This window comes from Duganella sp. GW822-FHT06D06, from assembly GCF_058799615.1.
Map to the genome: position 1 here is coordinate 125832 of NZ_JBXALQ010000011.1, position 18038 is coordinate 143869.

At 66.9% G+C, this 18038-nt stretch carries 16 protein-coding genes; 13 read left to right on the forward strand and 3 right to left on the reverse strand.

Annotated features, from left to right (window positions below; genetic code table 11):
- Positions 1 to 50: 50 nt before the first annotated feature.
- From AC1RMD_RS20295 to AC1RMD_RS20330, 8 genes are all read left to right on the forward strand, one after another.
- A complete protein-coding gene (locus tag AC1RMD_RS20295; protein WP_492928760.1) occupies positions 51 to 3758 on the forward strand; it encodes a nitrate reductase subunit alpha in 3708 nt (1235 codons plus the stop codon).
- The gene (narH, locus tag AC1RMD_RS20300; protein WP_492928762.1) at positions 3755 to 5311 is read left to right on the forward strand and encodes a nitrate reductase subunit beta; all 1557 of its coding nucleotides are present in this window, start codon (positions 3755 to 3757) and stop codon (positions 5309 to 5311) included. The genes AC1RMD_RS20295 and narH overlap by 4 nt, the downstream gene beginning before the upstream one ends.
- The gene (narJ, locus tag AC1RMD_RS20305; protein WP_492928764.1) at positions 5304 to 5978 is read left to right on the forward strand and encodes a nitrate reductase molybdenum cofactor assembly chaperone; all 675 of its coding nucleotides are present in this window, start codon (positions 5304 to 5306) and stop codon (positions 5976 to 5978) included. Before narH ends, narJ begins: the two co-directional genes overlap by 8 nt.
- A gap of 10 nt (positions 5979 to 5988) precedes the next feature.
- A complete protein-coding gene (gene narI / locus AC1RMD_RS20310) occupies positions 5989 to 6672 on the forward strand; it encodes a respiratory nitrate reductase subunit gamma (protein WP_492928766.1) in 684 nt (227 codons plus the stop codon).
- Between the two features lie 10 nt (positions 6673 to 6682).
- Positions 6683 to 7429: a peptidylprolyl isomerase gene (locus AC1RMD_RS20315; protein ID WP_492928768.1), complete on the forward strand. Its 747-nt coding sequence runs from the start codon at positions 6683 to 6685 to the stop codon at positions 7427 to 7429.
- A 157-nt stretch (positions 7430 to 7586) separates the two neighbouring features.
- Positions 7587 to 8561 carry a GTP 3',8-cyclase MoaA gene (moaA, locus tag AC1RMD_RS20320; RefSeq protein ID WP_492928770.1) on the forward strand — a complete coding sequence of 325 codons (975 nt, stop codon included), beginning with the start codon at positions 7587 to 7589 and terminating at the stop codon, positions 8559 to 8561.
- A 54-nt stretch (positions 8562 to 8615) separates the two neighbouring features.
- Positions 8616 to 10547 (forward strand): type IV pili methyl-accepting chemotaxis transducer N-terminal domain-containing protein, encoded by a 1932-nt coding sequence (locus AC1RMD_RS20325; protein ID WP_492928772.1) that lies wholly within the window; start codon positions 8616 to 8618, stop codon positions 10545 to 10547.
- A 24-nt stretch (positions 10548 to 10571) separates the two neighbouring features.
- Positions 10572 to 11237, forward strand: coding sequence for a response regulator (locus AC1RMD_RS20330; RefSeq protein ID WP_492928774.1), 666 nt, complete (start codon positions 10572 to 10574; stop codon positions 11235 to 11237).
- Between the two features lie 13 nt (positions 11238 to 11250).
- On the opposite strand, the gene AC1RMD_RS20335 is transcribed toward AC1RMD_RS20330, so the two are convergent.
- Positions 11251 to 11517, reverse strand: coding sequence for a heavy-metal-associated domain-containing protein (locus tag AC1RMD_RS20335; protein WP_492928776.1), 267 nt, complete (start codon positions 11515 to 11517; stop codon positions 11251 to 11253).
- 177 nt (positions 11518 to 11694) lie between these two features.
- Here AC1RMD_RS20335 and AC1RMD_RS20340 point away from each other — a divergent pair, with 177 nt between their 5' ends.
- From AC1RMD_RS20340 to AC1RMD_RS20350, 3 genes are all read left to right on the forward strand, one after another.
- Entirely contained in the window at positions 11695 to 12900 is a 1206-nt protein-coding gene (locus AC1RMD_RS20340; protein ID WP_492928777.1) for an NnrS family protein, read from the forward strand.
- 316 nt (positions 12901 to 13216) lie between these two features.
- Positions 13217 to 13624, forward strand: a complete 408-nt coding sequence (locus AC1RMD_RS20345) for a carboxypeptidase regulatory-like domain-containing protein (protein ID WP_492928778.1) — start codon at positions 13217 to 13219, stop codon at positions 13622 to 13624.
- Complete coding sequence (locus AC1RMD_RS20350) at positions 13621 to 14262, forward strand: SagB/ThcOx family dehydrogenase (protein WP_492928780.1); 642 nt, start codon at positions 13621 to 13623, stop codon at positions 14260 to 14262. Before AC1RMD_RS20345 ends, AC1RMD_RS20350 begins: the two co-directional genes overlap by 4 nt.
- 10 nt (positions 14263 to 14272) lie before the next feature.
- Here AC1RMD_RS20350 and AC1RMD_RS20355 read toward each other — a convergent pair whose 3' ends face one another.
- Positions 14273 to 15541: a putative glycoside hydrolase gene (locus tag AC1RMD_RS20355; RefSeq protein ID WP_492928782.1), complete on the reverse strand. Its 1269-nt coding sequence runs from the start codon at positions 15539 to 15541 to the stop codon at positions 14273 to 14275.
- A gap of 291 nt (positions 15542 to 15832) precedes the next feature.
- Here AC1RMD_RS20355 and AC1RMD_RS20360 point away from each other — a divergent pair, with 291 nt between their 5' ends.
- Both AC1RMD_RS20360 and AC1RMD_RS20365 read left to right on the forward strand, forming a co-directional pair.
- Entirely contained in the window at positions 15833 to 16282 is a 450-nt protein-coding gene (locus AC1RMD_RS20360; RefSeq protein WP_492928785.1) for an Hsp20/alpha crystallin family protein, read from the forward strand.
- Positions 16283 to 16340: 58 nt separating this feature from the next.
- On the forward strand, positions 16341 to 16778 hold the full coding sequence (locus AC1RMD_RS20365; protein WP_492928787.1) for a universal stress protein: 438 nt from the start codon (positions 16341 to 16343) through the stop codon (positions 16776 to 16778).
- A 13-nt stretch (positions 16779 to 16791) separates the two neighbouring features.
- Here AC1RMD_RS20365 and AC1RMD_RS20370 read toward each other — a convergent pair whose 3' ends face one another.
- A complete protein-coding gene (locus tag AC1RMD_RS20370; protein WP_492928789.1) occupies positions 16792 to 18027 on the reverse strand; it encodes an MgtC/SapB family protein in 1236 nt (411 codons plus the stop codon).
- Between the last annotated feature and the right edge of the window lie 11 nt (positions 18028 to 18038).

Genomic DNA, 18038 nt, shown 5'->3' on the forward strand with positions numbered 1-18038 from the left:
TGCATGCGACCGCATGCCCGGCAAGCGCCGGGTGCAAGTTAGGAGGCAGCATGAGTCACTTTCTGGATCGCCTGAAGTTCTTCAATAAAACGGTATCGACCTTTTCCGACGGCCATGGCGCCGTCGTGCACGAGGACCGCACCTGGGAAAACGCCTATCGCCAACGCTGGCAGCACGACAAGATCGTGCGCTCCACGCACGGCGTCAACTGCACCGGCTCCTGCAGCTGGAAGGTGTATGTGAAGAACGGGCTGATTACCTGGGAAACCCAGCAGACCGATTATCCGCGCACCCGTCCCGACCTGCCCAACCACGAGCCGCGCGGCTGTCCGCGCGGCGCCAGCTATTCCTGGTACGTGTATTCGGCGCAGCGCGTCAAGTACCCGATGGTGCGCGGCCGCCTGATGGAAATGTGGCGCGAGGCGCGCAAGACCATGGACCCGGTCACGGCCTGGGACTACATCAGCCAGAATCCGGAACGCGCCGCGCGGTACAAGTCGGTGCGCGGCCTGGGCGGCTTCGTGCGCGCCACCTGGGACGAGAGCAACGAGATGATCGCCGCCGCCAACGCGCTGACGATCAAGAAATACGGCCCGGACCGCATCGTCGGCTTTTCGCCGATCCCCGCCATGTCGATGGTCAGCTACGCCGCCGGCACGCGCTACCTGTCGCTGATCGGCGGCGTGGCGCTGAGCTTCTACGACTGGTACTGCGACTTGCCGCCGGCCAGCCCGCAGGTGTGGGGCGAGCAGACCGACGTGCCGGAATCGGCCGACTGGTACAACTCGACCTACCTGATGGTGTGGGGCTCGAACGTGCCGATGACGCGCACCCCGGACGCCCACTTCTACACCGAGGTGCGCTACAAGGGCACCAAGACGGTGGCGGTGTCGTCCGACTTCGGCGAGATGGCCAAATTCGGCGACATCTGGCTGGCGCCCAAGCAGGGCACCGACGCCGCGCTGGCGATGGCCATGGGCCACGTGATCCTCAAGGAATACCACGCCCAGCACCAGTCCAAGTACTTCAAGGAATACGCCAAGCAGTACACCGACTTCCCGATGCTGGTGCTGCTGAAAGAGCAGAACGGCACGCTGGCGCCGGAATACTTCCTGCGCGCCTCGCAGCTGGACAACAGCCTCGACGAAACCAACAATCCCGACTGGAAAACCCTGGTCATCGACGAAACCAGCGGCCGCATCGTCGCGCCGGCCGGTTCGATCGGCTTCCGCTGGGGCGAGGCCGGCAAGTGGAACCTGGAAATGAAGGAGGGCGGCAACAACGCCCCGGTCGATCCGCAACTGTCGCTGATCGGTTCGAGCGACGAGGTGGCGGCGGTCGGCTTCCCTTACTTCGGCGGCAAGGACGCCAGCGACATGTTGATGCGCAACGTGCCGGTCAAGCGCATCCAGCTGGCCGACGGCAGCAGCGCGCTGGTCGCCACCGTGTTCGACCTGACCATGGCCAACTACGGCATCGACCGTGGCCTGGGCGGCGGCAACGTCGCCACCAGCTACGAGGACGACGTGCCCTACACCCCGGCCTGGCAAGTCAAGCACACCGGCGTCAAGGCCGCCGACGTGGTCACCGTGGCGCGCCAGTTCGCCGAGAACGCCGACCAGACCCGTGGCAAGAGCATGGTCATCGTCGGCGCCGCGCTCAACCACTGGTACCACATGGACATGACCTATCGCGGCATCATCAACATGTTGATGATGTGCGGCTGCGTCGGCCAATCGGGCGGCGGCTGGGCGCACTACGTGGGCCAGGAAAAGCTGCGTCCGCAAACCGGCTGGACCCCGCTGGCGTTCGCCCAGGACTGGAACCGGCCGATGCGCCAGATGAACGGCACCTCGTTCTTCTACGCCCACACCAGCCAGTGGCGCCACGAAAAACTGCACACCGAGGAAATCGCCTCGCCGACCGCCGGCCCCGACGTCGCGCCGATGACGCTGCTGGACTACAACGCCAAGGCCGAGCGCATGGGCTGGCTGCCGTCGGCGCCGCAGCTGCAAACCAATCCGCTCGACGTGACGCGCGCCGCCGCCGCGGCCGGCATGAGCGCGGTCGACTACGCGCTCGGCCAGATCAAGGACAAAAAGCTGGAATTCTCCTGCGACGATCCGGATAATCCGGCCAACTTCCCGCGCAATATGTTCGTCTGGCGCTCCAACATCCTGGGCAGCTCGGGCAAGGGCCATGAGTACTTCCTGAAGTATTTGCTGGGCACGCAGAACGCGCTGATGAGCAACGAGGACGATTGCATCAAGCCGCGCGACGTCAAGGTGCGTCCGGCCGCCGAAGGCAAGCTGGACCTGCTGGTGGTGCTGGACTTCCGCATGTCGACCACCTGCCTGTACGGCGACATCGTGCTGCCGACCGCCACCTGGTACGAGAAGGACGACCTGAACACGTCCGACATGCACCCCTTCATCCATCCCCTGTCGGAAGCGGTGCAGCCGCTGTGGCAATCGCGTTCGGACTGGGAGATCTACAAGGGCATCGCCAAGAAATTCGAGGAAATCGGCGGCGCCTACCTGGGCACCCAGCAGGATCTGGTGCTGACCCCGCTGATGCACGACACCCCCGGCGAACTGGGCCAGCCGTTCGACCCGAAAGACTGGCGCGCCGGCGAGTGCGAGCCGATCCCGGGCAAGACCATGCCGAACTTCACCGTGGTCGAGCGCGACTACACCCAGATCTACCAGAAGTTCAGCTCGATCGGCCCGTTGCTGGAAAAACTGGGCAACGGCGGCAAGGGCATAGGCTGGAAGACCGGCCACGAGGTCGAGGTACTGCGCGGCATCAACCGCACGGTGACCGCGCCCGGCATCGCCCACGGCCAGCCGCGGCTGGACACCGCCATCGACGCGGCCGAGATGATCCTGTCGCTGGCGCCGGAAACCAACGGCCACGTGGCGGTCAAGGCTTGGGAGGCGCTGTCGGTGATCACCGGCCGCGACCATACCCACCTGGCGCTGCCGCGCGAGCACGACAGCATCCGCTTCCGCGACGTGCAGGCGCAGCCGCGCAAGATCATTTCCTCGCCGACCTGGTCGGGCCTGGAATCGGAAGAGGTCAGCTACAACGCCTGCTACACCAATGTGCACGAACTGATCCCTTGGCGCACGCTGACCGGCCGCCAGCAGTTCTACCAGGATCACCGCTGGATGCGCGATTTCGGCGAGGGCCTGTGCGTGTACAAGCCGGCCATCAACACCAAGACCACGGCGGCGATGCTGGGCGCCCAGCCGAACGGCAACAAGGAAATCGCGCTGAACTTCATCACGCCGCACCAGAAGTGGGGGATCCACTCGACCTATTCGGACAACCTGCGCATGCTGACCTTGTCGCGTGGCGGTCCGCACGTGTGGCTGTCGGAGACCGACGCCAAGGCGGCCGGCATCGTCGACAACGACTGGATCGAGGTGTTCAACGTCAACGGCACGCTGACCGCGCGCGCCATCGTCAGCCAGCGGGTGCCGGAAGGGATGACCCTGATGTACCACGCCCAGGAAAAGATCATCAACGTGCCCGGCGCCGAGATGTCCGGCAAGCGTGGCGGCATCCACAACTCGGTGACGCGCGCCGTCACCAAGCCGACCCACATGATAGGCGGCTACGCGCAGCTGTCGTGGGGCTTCAACTACTACGGCACGGTCGGCTCCAACCGCGATGAATTCGTATTGGTGCGCAAGATGAACAAGGTCGACTGGCTGGAAGGCCCGTTGAAGGAAACAACTGGGAGCATGGCATGAAAATTCGCGCACAAATCGGCATGGTGCTGAACCTGGACAAATGCATCGGCTGCCACACCTGCTCGGTCACCTGCAAGAACGTGTGGACCAGCCGCGACGGTGTCGAGTACGCCTGGTTCAACAACGTCGAGACCAAGCCCGGCATCGGCTATCCCAAGCACTGGGAAAACCAGGACAAGTGGAACGGCGGCTGGCGCCGCACCGACGCCGGCAAGATCGAGCCGCGCCAGGGCAGCCGGCTGAAGATCCTGGCGCAGATTTTCGCCAATCCCAACCTGCCGCAGATCGACGAGTACTACGAGCCGTTCACCTTCGACTACGAGCGGCTGCAGAACGCGCCGCTGTCGGAGACGCCGCCGACCGCGCGCCCGATCTCTGTGCTGACCGGCAAGAAGATGGAGAAGATCGAGTGGGGTCCGAACTGGGAGGACGACCTGGGCGGCGAATTCGCCCAGCGCAGCCAGGACACGCTGTTCAACAACATGCAGAAGGAAATGTACGGCACCTTCGAGAACACCTTCATGATGTATTTGCCGCGCCTGTGCGAGCATTGCCTGAATCCGACCTGCGTCGCCTCCTGCCCGTCGGGCTCGGTGTACAAGCGCGAGGACGACGGCATCGTGCTGATCGACCAGGACAAGTGCCGCGGCTGGCGCATGTGCATCTCCGGCTGCCCGTACAAGAAGATCTACTACAACTGGTCGTCCGGCAAGGCCGAGAAGTGCACCTTCTGCTACCCGCGCATCGAGGCGGGCCAGCCCACCGTGTGCTCGGAAACCTGCGTCGGCCGCATCCGCTACCTCGGCGTGCTGCTGTACGACGCCGACAAGATCGAGCAGGCGGCCTCGGTGGCCGATCCGCGCGACCTGTATCCGTCGCAGCTGGGGCTGTTCCTCGATCCGCACGACCCGGCCATCATCGAGGAAGCGCGGCGCCAGGGCATCCCGGATTCGTGGCTGGAATCGGCCAAGCGTTCGCCGGTGTACAAGATGGCGGTCGACTGGAAGGTGGCGTTCCCGCTGCATCCCGAGTACCGCACCTTGCCGATGGTGTGGTACATCCCGCCGCTGTCGCCGATCCAGGCCGCCGCCGAATCTGGCCGCATGGGCAAGAACGGCATCCTGCCGGACACCGCCAGCCTGCGCATTCCGGTGCAATACCTGGCCAACCTGCTGACGGCGGGCGACCAGCAGCCGGTGATACGCGCGCTGGACCGCATGCTGGCCATGCGCGCCTACATGCGCAGCAAGCACGTGGCCGGCACGCCGGACTACGACGTGCTGAAACAGGTCGGGCTGGAGCCGGAGATGGTGGAGGACATGTATCACATCATGGCCATCGCCAACTACGAGGACCGCTTCGTGATCCCGAGCAGCCACAAGGAAATGGCCGAGGACAGCTTCAACGAGAAGGGTAGTTGCGGCTTCAGCTTCGGCAACGGTTGCTCGGACGGCGTCAGCGACACCAGCCTGTTCGGCAAACGCAAGCACGGCTCGGAGATCTTCATGTCGATGCCGAAATCGCGCAAGAAAAAGGAGAACCTCGATGTCTGAGCTCGATACCACCGGCCACGGCTACTGCATGCTGTCGGCCCTGTTGCAATACCCCGAGCCCGAGCTGCTGGCCGAACTGCCGCAGCTGGAGCGCACCCTGCAGAACACGCTGCCGCGCTGGCATGGCGCGCTGGCCGAGCTGCTGGGACATCTGCGCCGCGGCGCGCTGATCGACCTGCAGCAGCAGTATGTGATGACGTTCGACCGCAACCCCTCGCATTCGCTGCACTTGTTCGAGCACATCCACGGCGAATCGCGCGACCGCGGCCAGGCCATGGTCGACCTGCTGGCCGAGTACAGCAAGCACGGCCTGCAAATGGTCGGCAACGACCTGCCGGACTACGTGCCGCTGTTCCTGGAGTTCCTGTCGCAGCTGGAAGCGGACGAGGCCGAGCGCATGCTGGGCGACGCCATCCACGTGCTGGCCTTCGTCGGCCGCAAGCTGCGCGCCAACGGCAGCCCGTATGCCTGCGTGTTCGACCTGCTGCAGACGCTGACGCCGGTGCCGGCCGAGGAACTGAGCGAACCGCCGGTGCGCGACATGGACGAGGCGCTGGAAACCTTCGGCCCCGGCGCCGACGGCATCGAACCGCTGCTGGCGCCGGCCATGGGCGGCGTCCATCCGGTGAATTTCTATCCCAAGGCGGCGGCGCCGCAGCGTCATTGAGGAGTATCACATGAACTATCTACATCAATTTTTGTTCGGCATCTATCCCTACATCGCGCTGGCGATTTTCCTGGTGGGCAGCCTGATCCGCTTCGACCGCGAGCAATACAGCTGGAAGTCGGAATCGAGCCAGACGCTGCACAACGGCATGCTGCGTCTCGGCAGCCCGCTGTTCCACATCGGCGTGCTGGGCCTGTTCTTCGGCCACATGGCCGGCCTGCTGACCCCGGTGTGGGTGTGGGACACGCTGGGCGTGAGCCACGGCGCCAAGCAACTGGTGGCGATGGTGGCCGGCGGCGTGATGGGCTCGCTGTGCCTGGTCGGCCTGCTGATGCTGCTGGCGCGCCGCCTGGGCAACGAGCGGGTGCGCGCCCGCAGCACCTTCCGCGACAAGCTGGTGCTGGTGTGGCTGCTGGCCACCTTGCTGCTGGGCCTGACCTCGATCTTCGCCTCGGCCTCGCACATGGACGGCCACATGATGGTGCTCTTGATGAACTGGGCGCAGCACGTGGTCACCCTGCGCGGCGACGCCGCCGGCTTCATCGTCGACGCGCCGCTGGTGTTCAAGCTGCACCTGTTCATGGGCATGTCGCTGTTCGCGATCTTCCCGTTCACCCGCCTGGTGCATGTATGGAGCGGCTTCGGCGCCGTCACCTACCTGTGCCGCGCTTATCAACTGGTGCGTTCGCGCTAAGGAGAGCATCATGGGTATCGCAGTCAACGGCGTCGACATCGACGACAGCGCCATCGCGGCGGAATTGCCGCACCAGGCGCAGGCGGCCAACCCGCTGCGCCAGGCGGTGCACGAGGTGGTGCTGCGCACGGTGCTGCTGCAGGAAGCGGAGCGCTTGGGCATTGCCGGCGCCGACGACGACCAGCGCATCGAAGCGCTGTTCGCGCAGGAAGTCACGGTGCCGGACACGGACGAGGCCAGCTGCCGGCGCTATTACCAGAGCCAGCAGCAACGCTTCCGCAGCGGCGACCTGGTCGAGGCGCGCCACATCCTGTTCCAGGTGACGCCGGCGGCGCCGCTGGAGCTGCTGCGCCAGACGGCCGAGCTGATCCTGGCCGAGCTGCAGGCGCGGCCGGAGCGTTTCGAGGAGCTGGCGCGCCAGTATTCGAACTGCCCGTCGGGCGCGGTCGGCGGCAGCCTGGGGCAGGTGGCGCGCGGCCAATGCGTGCCGGAGTTCGACGAGCTGCTGTTCCGCCTGCAAGCGGGCGAGCTGGCGGGGCGGCTGCTGGAAACCCGCTTCGGCCTGCACATCGTGCAAGCCCGGCGGCGCGTCAACGGCGCCGTGGTGCCGTTCGCGGCGGTGCAGGCGCAGATCGCCGACGAGCTGCGCCGCCAGTCCTGGCAGCGCGCCTTGCACCAGTACCTGCACATCCTGGTCGGCCGCGCCGACATCGCCGGGGTGGAGCTGGACGGCGCGCAGTCGCCGCTGGTGCAATAGCGCCGACCCCGTCATTCCCGCGTGCGCGGCGGTCCGCCGATGCGGAATGACGGGGGCTAGTCATTTCGACCTATATCGCTTAGGCCGTCATGCGCAGTGGCAGGACGCTGCCCGGCCGCTACAATGAAGCCACAACCATCATGACAGGAGAGCGGCGATGTTAAGCGACCGTTTTGGTCGATCGATCGACTATCTGCGGGTGTCGGTCACGGATCGCTGCGATCTGCGCTGTACCTACTGCATGCCCAAGGATTTCAAGGGCTATGAAGACCCGCCCGACTGGCTCACTTTTGACGAGATCGAACGGGTGGTGGCGGCCTTCGCCCGCCTGGGCACCACCCGCGTGCGCCTGACCGGCGGCGAGCCGCTGACCCGCCGCAACCTGCCGCAGCTGGCGACCCGCCTGTCCAGCCTGGAAGGCGTGCGCGACCTGTCGCTGTCGACCAACGGCACCCGGCTGGCGCGCCACGCCGAGGCGCTGGCCGCCTCCGGCATCACCCGCGTCAACGTCAGCCTCGATACGCTGGACCGCGACTGCATGGCCGGCATCACCGGCCGCGACTGCCTGCCGGCGGTGCTGGACGGCCTGCAGGCGGCCAAGGCGGCCGGCCTGGCGCCGATCAAGATCAATATGGTGGCCATGCGCGGCGTCAACGACGCCGAGATCGAAACCATGGCGGCCTTCTGTATCGAACAACATTTCGTGCTGCGCCTGATCGAAGTCATGCCCATGGGCGAGACCGGCCGCAACACCGCGTATCTGAACCTGGCGCCGGTGCAACAGCGGCTGGCCGAGAAATTCCAGCTGGTGCCGCAGGCGCTGGAGCTGGGCGGCGGGCCGGCGCGCTACTGGTCCACCGCCGACGGCAGCGCCAGCATCGGCTATATCACGCCGCTGTCGCAGCATTTCTGCGCCACCTGCAACCGGGTGCGGCTGGCGGTGGACGGCACCCTGTACCTGTGCCTGGGCCAGGAGCAGCAGTATCCGCTGGCGCCGCTGCTGCGCGGCGGCGCCAGCGACGCCGAACTGGAGCAGGCGATCCGGGAAGCCATCGAACTCAAGCCCCAGCAGCATGACTTCGGGCGCGAACCGACCAAGATCGTGCGCTTCATGTCGCAAACGGGCGGCTAGGTGGACACGCCAGGCGTGTATACTCAACCGTTGCCACCAATACCAGGAGTCGCCATGTTGAAGCCCGGACTATTCGCCGGCTGGCAAAAGTTGTCGACCCGCATAGTCGGTTTGCTATTGAGTTTTCTCGCCGTCGCGCTGATCGTGATCGGCTCGACGCTGCTGCTGTCCTGGCAGCTGGAGGGCAGCGCCGCCGCCATCAACGTCGCCGGCAGCCTGCGCATGGACAGCTATCGGCTGGCGCTGCTGGCCACGAAAATCGATGGCGGCGCCGACGGCGCCCAGCTGGTCGGCGAGCAACTGCGCCGCATGGAGCGCACGCTGGAGCTGTTGCGGCGCGGCGATCCGCAGCGGCCGCTGTTCCTGCCGCCGACCACGGCCATCCACGGCGCCTACGCCGAGGTGATGCAGCAATGGCAGGCTGAACTGGCCCCGCCGGTGCGCGGCCTGCTGGTGGCCGGCGCGCGCGATGGCGCGCAAATCAAACTGATCCAGCAACGCAGCGAGCAGTTCGTGCAGCGCGTCGACCAGCTGGTGCACCGCATCGAGCGCGACAGCGAAAGCCGCACCTTCTGGCTGCGCGCCTCGCAACTGACCCTGCTGGCGCTGGCCCTGTTGGGCACGGTCAGCATCATCTACCTGCTGTTCGACATGATCGTGGCGCCGGTGACGCGGCTGCAGGGCGGCATCGAGCGCATGCGCGAGCAGGATTTCAGCGTGCGGCTGGAGGTCGACAGCAATGACGAATTCGGCCGGCTGGCGAACGGCTTCAACCAGATGGCCGACAAGCTGCAGGATTCCTACAGCAACCTGGAACAGCGGGTGCAACTCAAGACCGGCGAGCTGGAGTCGCAGAACCGCGAACTGGCGCTGCTGTACGACATCGCCTCCTTCCTGCAGCAGCCGCAGACCGCCGAGCCCTTGTGCCAGGGTTTCCTGCAGCGCATCAGCGAGTATTTCCACGCCGACGGCGGCTCGGTGCGCATCCTGGATCCGCTGCGCGGCAACCTGCACATGCTGGTGCACCAGGGGATATCGGCAGCACTGGTCGAGACCGAACGTTGCCTGAAAGTGGGCGAGTGCCTGTGCGGCGAGGCAGTGGTCAGCAAACTGGCGGTGATCCACGACCTGCGGCGCCGCGACGGCGGCCATACGCTGCAATGCCACCGCGAAGGCTTCGCGACGATCTCGATCTTCCACATTTTCGCGCAGCGCCAGCACATGGGCTTTTTCAACCTGCACTTCCGCGCGGCCACCACCTTCACCGCGGCCCAGACGGCGCTGCTGGAAACCTTGGGCCAATTGCTCGGCACGGCGATCGAGAACCAGCGCCTGCAGGGCCGCGACCGCGAGCTGGCCATTTCGGAAGAGCGCAACCTGGTGGCGCAGGGCCTGCACGACAGCATCGCCCAGGGCCTGAACTTCCTGAACCTGCAGGTGCAGATGCTGGAGCAGTCGCTGCAGCGGCAGCGCATGGACGAGGTCGAGAGCATCGTGCCGGCCCTGCGCGCCGGCGTCGAGGAAAGCTACCAGGATGTGCGCGAATTGCTGCACAACTTCCGCACCCGGCTGCAGGAGGGCAACCTGGTGACGTCGCTGGAAACGGTGGTCGACAAGTTCCGCCGCCAGAGCGGCATCGCGGTCGATTTCAGCGCCGATTCCGACGGCGCGCCATTCCCGCGCGAGCACCAGCTGCAATTGCTGTTCATCGTGCAGGAGGCGCTGTCGAACGTGCGCAAGCACGCGTCGGCCAGCCAAGTCTGGGTGCGGCTGACGGACGACCAGGACTTCACGCTCAGCGTCAAGGACGACGGCCACGGCTTCGATCCGGCCGCGCTGGAGACCCAGGGCGAGGCCCATGTCGGCGTCAACATCATGCGCGAGCGCGCCCAGCGCATCGCCGCGCAGCTGCAACTGCGGTCGGCGCCGGGCGCCGGCACCGAAGTGCTGCTGCGCCTGCCGCGCGAGCAGCGCCGCGCGGCTTAACCCTATCAAGAAAGGCTGGAGTAGATGGACAAGCAAGCAAATACGATCAGCGTGCTGCTGGTGGACGACCACACGCTGTTTCGCAGCGGCATACGCTCGCTGCTGCAGCGCCACCCGGAATTCGTCGTGGTGGGCGAGGCGGCCGATGGTTTCGAGGGCGTCAAGCGGGCGCAGCAGCTTAGGCCGCAGGTGGTCTTGCTGGACCTGAACATGCCGGGCATGTCGGGCCTGGAGACGTTGGAACTGCTGCGCCAGGATTGCCCGGACAGCGCGGTGGTGATGCTGACCGTGTCGGAAGACGCGGAAGACTTGAGCGTGGCGCTGAAGGCGGGCGCCAGCGGCTATCTGCTGAAGAATATCGACACCGAATTCCTGGTGCGGGCGATCCGCCGCGCGGCGGCCGGCGAGACCGTGCTGGCCGAGTCGATGACGGCCAAGCTGGTGGCGCAGTTGCAGTCCGGCGCGGTGCCGGCGGTGGCCTCGGAACTGGACAAGCTGACCCCGCGCGAACGGGAGATCCTCGATTGCCTGGCCCGCGGCGAAAGCAACAAGGGCATCGCGCGCACGCTGGATCTGGCCGAGAGCACGGTCAAGATCCATGTGCAGAACGTGTTGAAAAAGCTCAAGCTGAGCAGCCGGGTGCAGGCGGCCGTGTACGCGGTCGAACACCGCATGCACAACGGCGCCTGACGCGCCGCCCAGGTCAGCCGCCGCAGCAACCGCCGCAGCAGCCGCCGGCCTTGGCGGCCGGCGCCTCGACCGGCTGCGCGCTGGCGGGATAGCCGGCCAGCGACAGCGTGCGCATCAGCCGGTGCGGCGAGACGCGCGTTTCGTCGATGCGCGCGCGCGCCACGCGGTCGCGCAACGAGACGCGCACATCGCTGACGCCGTCGATCTCGGCCAGCAGCTTGGCGATGGTGTCGGCACAGGCTTCGCCGTCCATGCCGTCGATGAGAAGTTCTGTTTGCATAGCATTCCTTTTGATGTTGAACCCGAATGAAGACCACAGCGACAGCCTAAGCCAAAGCGCCGCGATGGGCCAAGGCGATTTGGATTTTCTTGATCCAGGTTATGCGAAACGGGCGCCAGGCTTCACGCCGCGCCATGCCGCGCCGACAATGGTGCGTACTCTTACAGGATGTAGATCATGAGCTTGCTTCACATTGAAGAACCCGCCGGCACGAAGTCCGCGTGGGACAGCGGCCACCCCTTGTGGGCCTTGGGCTTCCGGCCTTTCTATCTGGTGGCGGCGGTGTTTGCCGCGCTGGCGATACCGCTGTGGATGGCGCGTTACCTGGGCTGGTGGAGCGCGGATGTCGCCTCCTGGCTGCACGTGGGCTTCAACTGGCATATGCACGAGATGGTGTTCGGCATGGCGGCGGCGGTGGTGGTCGGCTTCCTCTACACCGCCGCGTTCGCCTGGACCGGTACCTGGACGCCGGTGCGCGGCAAGCTGGCGGCGCTGGTGGCCCTGTGGCTGATGGGCCGGCTGGCGATGCTGGCGGCGCCGCCGCTGGCGGGCGCCGCGATCGACTGGCTGTTCCTGCCGGCCGCGGCCTGGCCGTTGTGGCAGGTGCTGAGCAAGTCCGGCAACCGGCGCAACTACTTCCTGGTGGGCCTGCTGGCGCTGATGGCGGTGGCCAACGGCGTGTTCCACGCCATCGCGCTGGGCTGGTTGACGGCCACGCCGATCGCGCCGGCGCAGGCGGCGATCCTGGTGATCGTGCTGATGGAATCGGCCATCGGCACCCGCATCATTCCGATGTTCACCCGCAACGGCGCGCCGGGCAGCACGCCGCTGGTCCAGCCCAGGCTCGACCGCTGGTCGCTGGGCCTGATCGCCGGCTTCGCGCTGGCCTGGGTGGCGCTGGTGCCGGCCTGGCTGATCACGCCGCTGGGCGTGGCGGCGGCGGCGCTGGTGCTGCTGCGCCTGTGGCGCTGGCAGGCGCTGCGCACCGGCAGCTATCCGCTGCTGTGGATCATGCACCTGTCGTATGCGTGGATCGCCGCCGGCCTGCTGTTGCTGGTGCTGTCGCGCTGGCAACTGGTCAGCGCCAGCGCCGGCTTCCACGCGCTGACGGTGGGCTCGATGGCGGGCCTGATCCTGGGCATGATGACGCGCACCACGCTGGGCCACACCGGTCGGCCGTTGCGCGCGGGCAAGATGGAGACGGCGATGTTCGGCCTGATCCAGTTGAGCGCCCTGAGCCGCGTGCTGTCGGCGCTGGGCTGGGACTACGGCCCGGGCTTGCTGGCGGTCAGCGCGCTGTGCTGGACCGGCGCGTTCTGCCTGTACGTCCGCGTGTATGCGCCTTACCTGGCCAACCGCCGCGTGGACGGCAAGCCGGGCTGATCGTCAGTCCGGCACGCAGCGGGCGACGGCGTTCGCCCCCGCCGGAAGAAATCCGCCGCCAGCTGGGCTGGTAGTTGCTGCCGCCGGGGCGGCCGGGTCGGCGGAACGCCAGTACCGGCATGGTCGCATGAGCCGGCACCCGCCGGGTCCGACTGCCGGGCAGCAGCACTATGGCCAGCGGCACGGCAAAAATCCTTGATTCAGATTAAATACCTGGCCCCGAACAATTGTTGGTTTTTTTGATTTGGGTCAGAAGCCGCTAGTGCTTTTATGGGCCGGGAGCACTATTGTTGTTGCATGATAAGGAGGAATTACCATGAACAACGCGAGAAGTTGGCTACTGATATTGGCCCTGGGCTGCCAGGCCGGCGCGATGGCGGGCGACCTGGCCCAGCGCACGCCGCAAGGCCTGGACTACCTGAGCGGCGGCGTCGGCGAGGACGAGCGGCAGGCCATGCTGGCGGCCCGCGCCGACTACAATCTGCGCATGACGTTTGCCACCAGGATCAGCGGCGAGTATCTGGCCGACGTCGCGCTGACCGTCTTCGACCGGACCGGCACAGCGGTGGCGACCGCGACCTCGGACGGCCCCTGGTGCTATCTGAAACTGGACCCGGGCAGCTATCGGGTCGTGGCGACGATGCATGGCACGGAACTGCAGCAGACGGTGGTGATCAAGCCGAACGGCGCGCGCGAGCTGTATTTTTATTGGGACCCGCAATGAGCGCCGCCGGGCACGGCGGCCTGCCGGTGCTGCAATTGATCGCCCCCGAGGCGCTGGCGCTGGACGCCGAATTTTCACCGTTGAGCATGGCCCTGTTCAAGGTGCTGCTGCGGCGCCAGTCCAGCCGCGCGTTCGGCGCCGACGAACTGCCGCTGTACGCGCTGTCGCGCCTGTTGTGGGCGGCGTTCGGCATCAACCGGCCGGACCTGGGCTTGCGCACCGCGCCGTCGGCCAACAACGGCCAGGAGATCGACATCTACGTGGCCATGCGCGCCGGCTTGTACCGCTTCGATGCGCTGCAGCTGGCCTTGCTGCCGGTCCTGGCCGAGGACGTCCGCGCCGCCACCGGCGGCCAGGACTTCGTCGCCGGCGCGCCCATCAACCTGATTTATGTGGCCAGCCTCAAGGACGACAGCACGCGCCCGGAAGAAGAGCAGAAATTCTACGCCGCGCTGGATACCGGCTTCATCAGCCAGAACGTCTACCTGTTCTGCGCCGCCGAGGGCCTGGCCACCGTGGTGCGCGGCTGGGTCGACCGCGCGGCGCTGGCGTCCGTGATGGGCCTGGCGCCGCACCAGCATGTGGTGGCGGCGCAGACGGTGGGCTATCCGCCGCAGCGGGAACCGGCCCGGCAATGACGCCGGCGTCTCATTCGGTGCGCCGCGCCGGCGTGGCGCAATCGTTGCCCTCGCATTGCAGGCCGCCGCTGGAATAGCGGTTGCGCGGATTCCACAGCATCCAGCCGCTGGCCTGGGCCGCCGCCGCGCCGTCGATCTGCGCCTGCACCTCGGCGGCGCCGAACGGCCGCCGGTCGAAGGCGTAGTCGCTGAAGCCCTGCAGCCATGGCCGGAAGCGGGCGCCGTCCAGGCCGGTGCGCTGCCTGGCGCGCTGCAGGGAACGGTACACGATGTCGTAGGGATGCTCGAGCGGATTGCGGTAGTTCGGGATGCCCCACTTGAAGCCGGACGGATACAGCATGGGGCAAATATAGTCGAGCGACTCGGTCAGGCGCTCGAGCTGCTGGCCGATCGCGGTGTCGTCGGTATTCCACAGCACGTAGCCGAAGATGTCGGCGGCGACGAACACATTGTAGGGCGCCAGGCGCGCCCGCGCCGCGCCGAGAAAGCCGCTGATCGCGTCGACCCGGCTGGCCTGGGTGCTGGGCTGGGCGTACTGCGCGCCGGGCGCGTCCGGGAAGCGCACATAGTCGAACTGGATTTCGTCAAAGCCGAGCCGGGCCGCCTCTTCGGCGATGTCGAGGTTGTACTGCCACACTTCCTGGCGCATGGGATCGACCCAGGCTAGCTGCTCGCCGTCGCGCCACAACTGTCCCTGGCGGTCCGTCAGCGCCAGGTCGGGCCGGGCGTTGGCCAGCGGATCGTCCTTGAACACCACGATCCTGGCGATCAGATAGATGTGCTGCCGGTGCAGCTGCGCGATCAGCGCCGGCATGTCCTTGACGGTGCGTACTTTCTGGGCGCCGATGCGCTCGGCCAGCGCGATGGTGCTGGCATAGGGAATCATGCCGCGGTCGCTCTTGACGTCGATCACCAGCGCGTTCAACTCGGTCTGCTCGACCAGCTCCAGCGCGGCCTCGCGCAGCGCGTCGCTGCCGATGCCGTAGGCCGACAGGTACAGGGCCTTGGCCTGGAACGGCGCCAGTTCCAGTCGCAGCGCCGCGCCGTCGCCGGCGTAGGCCAGCTGCCGGCGCGCATAGCCGGGCGCCCGTACCGCCACGCTCGGTCCCGCCGCCGGCAGGTGGAAGTGGCCGGCCGTGTCGGTCTGCGTGCTGGCGCCGCCGGAGGTGACCGTGGCGCCGGCGATCGCGCCATGGTCGGTCTGGCTGTAGACGACGCCGTCGATGGCCGGCGCCGGCGGCGCGAGGGCGAGGGTGGCGGCAAGCAGGAGCTGGCGCATCGGGTGGTTTCCGGAGGTAATGGGGGGCGGTGTCGCGTGCCTCGAATGTAGCGGCAGAGCTTGTGGCCGCACAGGCGCCCGCTTGATCCAGGTCAAAATCGCAGTCAATTTCGGCGCCGATGCGACCGCCGTGCGGCGGGCGGCGACTATTTGTCGAGCCGCTTTGACTTGTATCAAAAAACCGTACAGACGCCGCCCCGCTTCGTTGCTACAGTGATTCGAGAACCAAGGGCGCGATCGCCGGCGCGCCATCCTTCTATGCACCGGCCTGTTCAACTGGAGAACGTTAAAATGGCTAATCATCTGATGCAGTTCGATCCCTTTGGCGACCTGGCGCGGCTGGAACCGCTGCGCGGGGTCGAGGATTTCTTCCGCGATTTCCGCTTCAAGCACATGCTGCGCGAATTGGACACCAAGCCGCCGATCAAGCTGGACGTCACCGAAACCGAGCTCGCCTACAACATCAAGGCCGAGCTGCCCGGCATGAAGAAGGAAGACATCAAGGTCGACGTCGACGGCAACCGCGTCACGATCTCGGGCGAATGCAAGCGCGAAAGCGAGCAAAAGGAAGGCAACACGGTGGTGCGCAGCGAGCGTTATGTCGGCCAGCTGTACCGCAGCTTCACGCTGGAGCAGGACGTCGACGACGCCAAGGCCGAAGCCAAATACGTGGACGGCGTGCTGGAGCTGTCGCTGCCCAAGAAACCCAACAACGGCGCCAAAAAACTGGTGGTCAACTAGCCGTCGCGCGGCGCCGCGCACCGGCGCGGCCCGCGGCCGGCAGCACAAGGAAAATATCATGTTCAAACATTTTTTAATGCCGACCGATGGTTCGGCCATTTCCAGCGCCATCCTGCGCCCCTGCATCCAGTTCGCCAAGGAATGCGGGGCGAGCATCACCGCGGTGCACGTGATCCCGGAATTCCATGTGCTGACCTACCAGGTCGAGATGCTGGAGGCCACGCGCGAACAGTTCCGGCAAGACAGCGCCGCCCATGCCCAGCGCTATCTGGCGGACATCGAACAGTGCGCGCGCGAGCTCGGGGTGCCGTGCAAGACCTTGGCGCTGCATCACGAGCAGCCGTACGAGGCCATCATCCAGTCGGCGCGCGAGCAGGGCTGCGACCTGATCTGCATGGCCTCGCACGGCCGCCGTGGCGTCAAGGGCATGTTGCTTGGCAGTGAAACGCAGAAGGTGCTGACCCACAGCCAGATCCCGGTGCTGGTGTTCCGCTGACCGGGCGTCCGCTTCAGAGGTAGGCCAGCAGCGACGGCAGGCTGGCCGCCAGCAGTATCAGCAGCAGGCCGCCGCCGACCCGGAACAGGAAGGGCCGGCCGCCGGCCGCCGCCGCCGCCAGTTTGCTGGCGCTGTTGGCCGCCAGCGCGAACAGCAGGATATGCCGCGTCGCCTGCGGCGTCAGCACGCCGCTGTCGGCCAGCGACAGGATGGAGCTGGCTGCGGCGTGCACATCCACCAATCCCACCAGCAAAGCGCCCAGCGTGGCCGCCGCCGTGCCCAGGTAGGCGTTGGCATAGGCCATCAGCGCGGTCGCGCCGCTCAGGATGACGGCGAACAGCAGCGCCTGCCGGAGGCTGAACACGCGGCCGCCGCGCACGGCGGGGGCGGCCGGCGCGACCACGGCGCGCATCAGCGCGGCCGACACCAGCACCGTGGCCAGCAGCGCGCAGCCGAGGGTGGGCGCGAGCGATAGCAGCTGGCCCGGCGCGATGGTCAGCGTGACCACCACCAGCAGCGTATAGGTGGCCACGTTCGACAGCAGCGCACCGACCGCGCACGGGCCCAGCAGCGCCGGTTCGCGCCGGCAGCGCTGCCCCATGGCGGCGGTGGCGGCCACGCTGGAGACGAAGCCCGAGGCCAGTCCCATCAGGGCCAGCCCCATGCGCGGGCCGGCCAGGCGCAGGGCGATATGGGCGCCGGCCTGCAAGGCCATCAGCACCACCGCCAGGCCCCACAGGCGGCGCGGGTTGACGCCCAGCAGCCAGCTGTTGGCGGCGTCCGGCAGCAGCGGCCAGATCACCAGCGCGGCGCCGGCCAGCACCAGGCCGTCGCGCAGCTCGCCGCTCTTGAGCGTGACGCGGATGAAGTGGTGCAGCGGCGCGCGCAGGTTCAGCATGGTGGCCACCAGCACCGCCAGGCCGGCCGACAGGGCCGGGTGGGCGACCGCGTTCACGCCCAGCAAAAAACTGAGGAACAGCGCCAGTTCGGTGACCATGCCGGCCTCGTCGGCGCTGGCGCGGTAGTAGCTGATGACGCAGAACGCCCCCACCAGCAGCGCCGCCGTCAGGCTCAGCCGGAGGTCGACCTGCTGCGCCAGCGCCCCGCACAGCGCCACCAGCGCGAAGCTGCGCACCCCGGCCAGCGCGTGGCCGCTGCTGCCGCCTTTGCGGCGTTCGCGTTCGATACCGATCAGCATGCCGCTGCCGAGGGCGGCGGCCAGTCCGATCACGTGGGCGCTGAGACTCATGGCCGCTCCCC